The 1417-nt window shown below is 69.8% G+C and carries 1 protein-coding gene; it reads right to left on the bottom strand.

Annotated elements, in window-relative coordinates; all coding sequences use genetic code 11:
• Window positions 1-17: 17 nt before the first annotated feature.
• Window positions 18-1355: an IS4 family transposase gene (locus C1I97_RS37205; protein ID WP_181447096.1), complete on the bottom strand. Its 1338-nt coding sequence runs from the start codon at window positions 1353-1355 to the stop codon at window positions 18-20.
• Between the last annotated feature and the right edge of the window lie 62 nt (window positions 1356-1417).

Below are 1417 nucleotides of genomic sequence, written 5' to 3'. Positions count from 1 at the left end.
CAATGCCGTTGTTTGAGCTAGTGAAGCATCACCGGGTTCAGGGTGATGACGTTGGCCGGGACGCGCCGGGTGGGTCCGTGCTGCCGTTTCTTGACCGAGGGTGAGTACTTCGAATCCGGGCGCTTGAGGACCCGCGGCGCAGTGCGGTGGCGGCGGGGACCGCTGTCGAGCTTGCGGCGGACTTTGTTCTCCAGCATCGCCAGGAAGGATCCGACGGCCGACACCGCGTCCTTGGCCTGGGTGAGCACGCTGCGCCGGACGTGTTTGAGGACCTTCACGAAGGAGATCCGGTCCGGATCGATCCGCTCGCCGCCCGCGACCCTGACGATGATCCGGTTCAGGCAGTGGTGCACCACCAGGTGCGCCCAGACCTCCTGGCGAGCCAGGGCCGGCGCCGTCGAGCGCAGCACCTGTTGCGGGCCCCGCTGGAACGTCTTGACCTGGCGGTATGCCGACTCGGCCTCCCAGCGCTCGTGATACAGGGCCGCCAACTCCGCCGCGGGGTAGGCCTCGACGTCCATCAGGTCGGTCAGCAGCCTGATCACCTCGCCGCCGTCGACCCGGTATTCGATCACCCGCACCGTCACCCCACCAGGATGCGACGCCCGCTGACCGGCCAAGCTCATCCGCCCCAGATAGCTCCCGTCCGGCAGCACCTTCATCGGACGCGACGCGACCGTCGACCGGGCCCGCAGCAGCAGATGCGCCCCGGCGTCCGTGTACGCCTTCCACAGCTCCACCCCGGGGAAGCCCCGGTCCATGATGACCAGCATCCCGGCCGCCGAGCCGGCCATCTGCACCGCCAACTCCCGCTCGCCGCCGTTGAAGCCGCCGATCCGGGCATCGATCGAGGCGTGCGTGCCGGTCTCGGTCAGCGTCACCACCCGCACCTGCGGGAACCCCGCCTCAGCCTTGCGAGCGTCGGTCGGCCCGCCGAAGAACGCCCGGTTCGCCTCGCTGTCCGGCACGTCCAGCACGAACCCGTCCACCGCGGCCAGCCGCATGCCCCGCCAGAACGACCCGCCCAGACCATCGGGGGCCACCGCCCCGCCGATGCGGCGGAACAGCGCCTCCAGGACCTTCGGCCCCAGCCGCTGCCGGGCCCTCGTGAACGAGGCCCGGTTCGGGACCGTCTCGTGCATCCCCTCCAGCGCCCCGACCAGGTTCTCCGCGACGTCGTCGTACGAGTCCTGCGCGAACAGTGCCAACGCGAGCGTGAAGTAGACCATGAACCTCGGCGACAGGGCGCCCGGCTTCACCCCGCCCCGGCCGCACTCGGCCAGCACCTCATCAACCAACTCCGGCGTCACCCACTCGGTGAGCACCCCCAGCCGCACATCATCGGACAACCCCACCCACGGATGCATGACCTGCCCAACGACCGCACCACCGACCCGTCACGGGCACTGCTTGACTA

This window comes from Streptomyces sp. NTH33 (assembly GCF_003236365.1).
Taxonomy (GTDB): Bacteria; Actinomycetota; Actinomycetes; order Streptomycetales; family Streptomycetaceae; genus Streptomyces.
This window is presented reverse-complemented; position numbering and strand designations above follow the sequence as displayed.